Genomic DNA, 6,564 nt, shown 5'->3' with positions numbered 1-6,564 from the left:
GGTGATGTCCTCCCCGCGCGAGCGGGGGTCTGCCGTACACCACCGACCGCGCGAACGCCTTGATCGTGTCCTCCCCGCGCGAGCGGGGGTCTGCCGCCTGACCCGCAGCCGGAGCACCGCTACCCGGAGTCCTCCCCGCGCGAGCGGGGGTCTGCCGCCTGACCCGCAGCCGGAGCACCGCTACCCGGAGTCCTCCCCGCGCGAGCGGGGGTCTGCCGGACGCGGGCAAGCTCTGGGCCCAGCTCGCCAAGTCCTCCCCGCGCGAGCGGGGGTCTGCCGTCGATGACCCAGCTCACGACGCCGTTGATCTTGTCCTCCCCGCGCGAGCGGGGGTCTGCCGGCGCAGATCGTCCCGCTCGCCTGTCAGAGCAAGTCCTCCCCGCGCGAGCGGGGGTCTGCCGACGACGAGTGGAACAGCCCTGGCTTGTACGGCGTCCTCCCCGCGCGAGCGGGGGTCTGCCGCCCCGCGCATCTTTCGCGGACGACATCGTGGGGTCCTCCCCGCGCGAGCGGGGGTCTGCCGCGTGCTCGCGCGCGAACTCCTCACCCGGTCGGGTCCTCCCCGCGCGAGCGGGGGTCTGCCGGTCCTGGACACGCGCATCTTGGCCCACCTCTAGTCCTCCCCGCGCGAGCGGGGGTCTGCCGGAGGAGGGTCTGGGTGGTCAGCTTCACTTCTTGTCCTCCCCGCGCGAGCGGGGGTCTGCCGCGACCAGTCCCCGATTTTCATCGCAGACTGCTGTCCTCCCCGCGCGAGCGGGGGTCTGCCGCGCATCATCGCCACCGTCGAAGCCGTCCAGCGGTCCTCCCCGCGCGAGTGGGGGTCTGCCGTTCCCGGCCGCGGCGCCGAGTTGACCGAGCAGGTCTTCCCCGCGCGAGCGGGGGTCTGCCGGCAGCCGCGCTCTGCTGGGGTCGGCTATTCCTGTCTTCCCCGCGCGAGCGGGGGTCTGCCGAACCTGGGCAAGAACGCGTTGCGCCTTCCGGCGTCCTCCTCGTGTGAGCGGCGCTGCCGTTTGGCGTCTCCAATCGCTGTACTGGCGGAGGAACGCTGATCGGCCCTGTCGGCACTGCTGTGTTCCTGGTCGGGGTCAAGCTTGGCTGAGGAGGTGGAAGGCGGCAACAGTGGCCCGGCTGGCCGTGAACCTCGTATCGGAGGTGTGGAAACTTGCCTGGGGCTGGTGGGTCCCGTTGGCGTGGATGGTCGGGGAGGGCATCGAGCGGTGTGTTGACACCAGGGGCGCGCGGTGTTGCTGACGGCTGTCCGAGGGCACCTGTCCGGCCAAGTGTTCTTTCGGCAGGGGCACGGTGTCGTGGCGTGCTGCCGCTGATGTCGTTCCGGGCGGTGGATTCGGGGAGGCGAGCCGTCAGGTGCGGTCAGCAAAAGTCAGCATCAGTCGTAGTACACCGTGGCCCATCTGCCGGTATCCGGGTTTGGAAGGCACGGTGGCTGTTCGGCGCTGACTGCGCGCTGGAGCTGATCGTTCTGGCTGCGGGTTGTCGGGTTGGGGCTGAGGCAGTTGCCGTCCGAGCGTTGATTCATCCAGGTCAACGGCATGGCTGGGGGAAGGGCTGCGCTGTTGGCGGTGGCGTGGAGAGTCTCCCTGAACTCCTTCGCCCGCCCGGCCGGGAGCGGCTGTGCTCCCGGCACCGGATGGATGGACGTGGAACGGGCCGTTCTACGGCAACCGGCTGCCCTGAGGGGCTCGAGACACCACGGGGCCAGTGGTTCCTGCCGACGCGGGGGACGGCCGACCATTCGGGGTCGGCAAGAGGTCAGCAAGCTTCCGGAGGTACCGGCCGCCACGGCAAGCACAGGTCTCATCCGCGGGACGGGCAGCTTCTTCAAGGAGTGCGAGCATCCCGGGTTCAGTTGGACGAAGTGCTCCCACGAGTACCGGATCAGGTACCGCAACGCGGTGGGGCAGCAGACCGAGGAGTCCGGCTTCGCCGCCCAGAGCCAGGCTTTCATCTACGCACAAGGGCCGTCGGCGATTCATCGGTTGACCATCGAGAACGTCGAGGTCGGTGCTCACGGAGTACGTCTCCGTCTCGGTGGCGCACGCGTCCGGCTGCGCGAGCCCGTCGCCGGACCGGCCCACACGGTCGCCGCGAACCGCAAGGACCATGCGACCATCGGCGCCTTGGCCCCGTCCCCATGGCTCTTCCCGGGCGGTCAGCCAGGGCGCCCGATCAGCACCGCACAGCTGACGCGGCGGCTGAACCAGCTCGGCATCCGACCCGATCGGGCCCGCAGCACCGCACTCTTCCGGCTCGCCGCCGCGATCCCGGCCGCGATCCCCGCCCGCATCCTGGACATCCACACCGGCGTCGCCGTCGCCCGGCAACGTCTCTCCGCCGGCGACCGGGCCACCTGCACCGCCGAAGCCGGCCAGCGACAAGGCTCTTGAAACCGTCGTTATCGTCGGGGGATGCCGAAGCCACTGCAGCAAGCCCCGGCCATCCTCGACGGCCCCGGAGTCGAGGTCTCCGACCCGCACGGTCTTCTCCTGGGATATCTGGATTGGTATCGCCACGCTCTGATGCGGAAGGTCGCCGGGCTGTCGGACGACCAGCTCCGCACCCCGGTCGAACCCCTGGGATGGTCGCCCCTGGGCCTGATCAAGCACCTCGGATGGGTCGAGCGCCGCTGGATGCGTTGGGGATTCGCCGCCGAAGACCTCCTGGCTTATCCGCCCGGCGGTGACGAGGCCGAATGGAACGTGCCGGCGGAGCAGCCGACCGGCAGCGTCCTGGACGCATACCGTGCTGAGGTGGAACGGTCACGGGCCTTGGCAGCCGACGCCGTCCTGACCGACTCGGCCCGCATCGGCGGCCGCTTCCGGCGGCCCGAAGACGCACCCACCCTCGGGCGAATCCTGTTCCACCTGCTCCAGGAGTACGCGCGGCACGTCGGCCAGCTCGACGTCGCCCGGGAGCTCATCGACGGCCAGACCGGCGAGTAACCCGGGGCGTTCGGACGGTTCCGACACCCGACGTCACCATTGCACCCCATGCCCGGCTCGATCGGCCGGACCGCCGAGACCCTCGACCTCGGTCTCGCCGCCCGAAGCGGCGGGGGTCCTGCCCGCCTTGCGCGAAGGGGGCCGGGCCCACGCCTGTCGCTTCCCGGTACAGCCGGGACGGCGAGACGTTCGAGTACTCGGCCGTCTGCTTGGCGTCCATGGACTGCGAATCCATTGCTCCCACCAGCCTTCCACCGGTCCCGTCCCAGGATCGACGATCTCCAGCTTCCGGGCATCCGCCCTGTCGAGCGCCTGTACGGTCGGCAACCGAAGGTCGGTGAACCTCTTTCGTCCTGTCTACTGACCTCGGCCCGTCGGGGGGAATCCGTGCGAAGTACCTTATGAGCCCGGGGCGGTGGCTGTACCGGTGGTGTGTGGGATGTGCGGATGGGGGTGGGCTGACCGCCGCGGGACGGCTGCGCCGCGGGTCGGCACCGGTTGTGGCGCGAGGGTGGTGTGCAGGCTCCGGCTCTCGCCCGTCTCCGGCCAGGTCGGGGCGCCCTCGCCGTGGTGGAGAGCGTCGTCACTGGGCTGGCCGCCGAGATGGGCGAGCGGACCCTTCAGCTGGGTGGGTCTTTGGCGGCTCCGCTTTTACAACGTTGACAAGGGTTCGGAGGGCGATGGCCGGGCCGTGTCCGAGCTGGTCGGTGCGCTGTGGGTGGCCCGAGGTGATGAACATATTCCTTGGTAGGGAAGGGAGTTGATCGGTGACGATTCCTGTTGCGGCCCTGGACAGTGCACTCGGTGCATGCTGTCATGCCGATGCCCCTCGCTTTCCAACGTTGGAATAGACTTCCGAAGGAGACTGTCATGCCCATGAACCGCAGGCAGTTCGTCGGCAGCGCCGCCGCCGTCGGCGCCGGCCTCTCCCCGAGCCTCCAGGCCGCCGCACACGCCGCCCCGACCGCCCCCGCTGCAGCCGCCCCCGTCCCCGCCGGCGCCGCTGCCCCGGCCCCCGGCGGGCTCTACTTCCCCAACGCGGCGCCGCTGGCCCCCGTCGCGTTCCTGCGCCTGCCGCCGGGCAGCACCACGGCCGCCGGCTGGCTCGACGGGCAGCTGCGGCTCCAACTCGCGGGCCTGTGCGGCCGGTACGACCAGATCTCGCACTTCCTCGACCTGGACACCAGCGGGTGGGCCCGTCCCGACCGGCCCGGTTGGGAGGAGGTCCCGTACTGGCTGCGCGGCTACGTCGACCTGGCGATCGCCACCCGCGACGCCACCGCCCTCGCCACCGCCCGCCGCTGGATCGACGCCGTCGTCGCCACCCGGCAGGCCGACGGCTTCTTCGGTCCGGGCGCGCTGCGCACCTCGCTCAACGGCGGACCGGACTTCTGGCCGTTCCTGCCGCTCACCTGGGCCCTGCGCAGCTGGCAGGAGTACAGCGGCGACACCCGGATCGTCCCGCTGCTCAGCGCCTTCTTCCGCTACATGAACGCCCAGGGGCCCGGCGCGTTCAACAGCAGCTGGGTGTCGGTGCGCTGGGGGGACGCGCTGGACAGCGTGTTCTGGCTGTACAACCGCACCGGCGACGCCTTCCTGCTCGACCTGGCCGACAAGATCCACGCCCACGGCGCGAACTGGACCGACAACCTGCCCAGCCTGCACAACGTCAACATCGCGCAGGGCTTCCGCGAACCCGCCCAGTACGCGCTGCGCGCCCCGTCCGCCACCCTGACCGGCTCCGCCTACCGCACCTACGACGCGGTGATGGCGCAGTATGGCCAGTTCCCCGGCGGCGGCTTCGCCGGGGACGAGAACGCCCGGCCCGGCTTCGGCGACCCGCGCCAGGGCTTCGAGACCTGCGGCGTCGTCGAGTTCATGGCCAGCCACCAGTTGCTGAACCGGATCACCGGCGACCCCCTGTGGGCCGACCGCTGCGAGGACCTCGCCTTCAACTCGCTGCCCGCCGCGCTCGACCCCGACGGCCGGGCCGTGCACTACATCACCAGCGCCAACAGCGTCGACCTCGACAACGCCCCCAAGACCCGGGGCCAGTTCCAGAACGGCTTCGCCATGCAGGCGTACCAGCCCGGCGTCGACCAGTACCGCTGCTGCCCGCACAACTACGGCATGGGCTGGCCCTACTTCCTGGAGGAACTCTGGCTCGCCACCCCGGACCACGGGCTGGCCGCCGCCATGTACGCCGCCTGCTCGGTCACGGCCAAGGTCGCCGACGGCACGGCGGTCACCTTCACCGAGACCACCGACTACCCCTTCGCCGAGACCGTCACGCTGCGCCTGAGCACCCCCCGGCCGCTGGACTTCCCGCTCTACCTGCGCGTCCCCGGCTGGTGCGCGGCGCCCGCCCTCACCGTCAACGGCGCCGCCGTGAGCGCACCCGCCGGGCCGGCGTACACCGTCGTCAAGCGGACCTGGCGCGACGGCGACACCGTCGTGCTGCGCCTGCCCCAGCGCACCACCGTGCGCACCTGGCCCGCCAACCGCGGCAGCGTCTCGGTCGACCACGGCCCGCTGACGTACTCGCTGCGGATCGGCGAGAGCTACCAGCAGTACGCGGGCAGCGCCGCCTTCCCCGAGTACGCCGTCCACGCCACCACGCCCTGGAACTACGGCCTCGCGCTGGACGCCGGATCCCCGGTCTTCACCGCAGCCCAGGGGACGCTCGCGGCCAACCCCTTCACCCAGGCCGGCGCCCCCGTGCGGATCACCGTGCCCGCCCGGCGCATCCCCGAGTGGCAGGCCGACGGCCAGCACGTGGTCGGCCCGCTGCAGGACAGCCCCGCCCGCAGCACCTCGCCGGTCGAGACCGTCACCCTCGTCCCGATGGGCGCGGCCCGGCTGCGGATCACCGCCTTCCCCACCACCTCCCCGAACGGCACGCCCTGGACCGCCGCGGGCGCCCCGTTCCGGATCCGCAACCGCAACTCGGGCAAGGTGCTGGGAGTGGACGGCATGTCGACGGCGGACAGCGCCCGGGTGGTGCAGTTCGCGGACAGCGGGACGGCCGACCACCTGTGGCAGTTGCTGGACAACGGCGACGGCTGGTTCCGGATCCGCAACGCCAACTCGGGCAAGGTGCTGGGGGTCGACGTGATGTCGACGGCCGACAGCGCCCGGGTGGTGCAGTACGCCGACAACGGCACCGCCGACCACCTGTGGCAGTTGGTGGACAACGGCGACGGCTGGTTCCGGATCCGCAACCGCAACTCGGGCAAGGTGCTGGGGGTGGACGGCATGTCGACGGCCGACAGCGCGCAGGTGGTGCAGTTCGCCGACAGCGGGACGGCCGACCACCTGTGGCAGCTCCAGCCCGACGGCCAGGTGCGGATCCGCAACCGCAACTCGGGCAAGGTGCTGGGCGTGGACGGCATGTCGACGGCCGACAGCGCGCAGGTGGTGCAGTACGCGGACAACGGTACCGCCGACCACCTGTGGACCTTCCTCGCCGACGCCGACGGCTGGTTCCGGATCCGCAACGCCAACTCGGGCAAGGTGCTGGGGGTCGACGTGATGTCGACGGCCGACAGCGCCCGAGTGGTGCAGTACGCGGACAACGGCACCTCCTCCCACCAGTCCCGCCAGT

3 protein-coding genes and 1 CRISPR repeat array are annotated in these 6,564 nt (G+C 71.1%); all 3 genes read left to right on the top strand.

Going from position 1 to position 6,564, the window contains the following annotated elements:
- Window positions 1-6: 6 nt before the first annotated feature.
- Window positions 7-950: direct repeats of the CRISPR family, unit length 29 nt; unit sequence GTCCTCCCCGCGCGAGCGGGGGTCTGCCG.
- A 963-nt stretch (window positions 951-1,913) separates the two neighbouring features.
- Entirely contained in the window at window positions 1,914-2,405 is a 492-nt protein-coding gene (locus ACFUEL_RS32415) for a hypothetical protein (RefSeq protein WP_380240598.1), read from the top strand.
- A 21-nt stretch (window positions 2,406-2,426) separates the two neighbouring features.
- Entirely contained in the window at window positions 2,427-2,960 is a 534-nt protein-coding gene (locus ACFUEL_RS32410; RefSeq protein WP_380240596.1) for a DinB family protein, read from the top strand.
- Window positions 2,961-3,830: 870 nt separating this feature from the next.
- The coding region (locus ACFUEL_RS32405) for an RICIN domain-containing protein (protein ID WP_380240594.1) at window positions 3,831-6,564 on the top strand (2,734 nt) is incomplete at its 3' end.

The organism is Kitasatospora sp. NPDC057198, assembly GCF_042670125.1.
Taxonomy (GTDB): Bacteria; Actinomycetota; Actinomycetes; order Streptomycetales; family Streptomycetaceae; genus Kitasatospora.
Note: the sequence above shows the minus strand (reverse complement) of the source record. Positions and strands in the feature narration are given on the sequence as shown.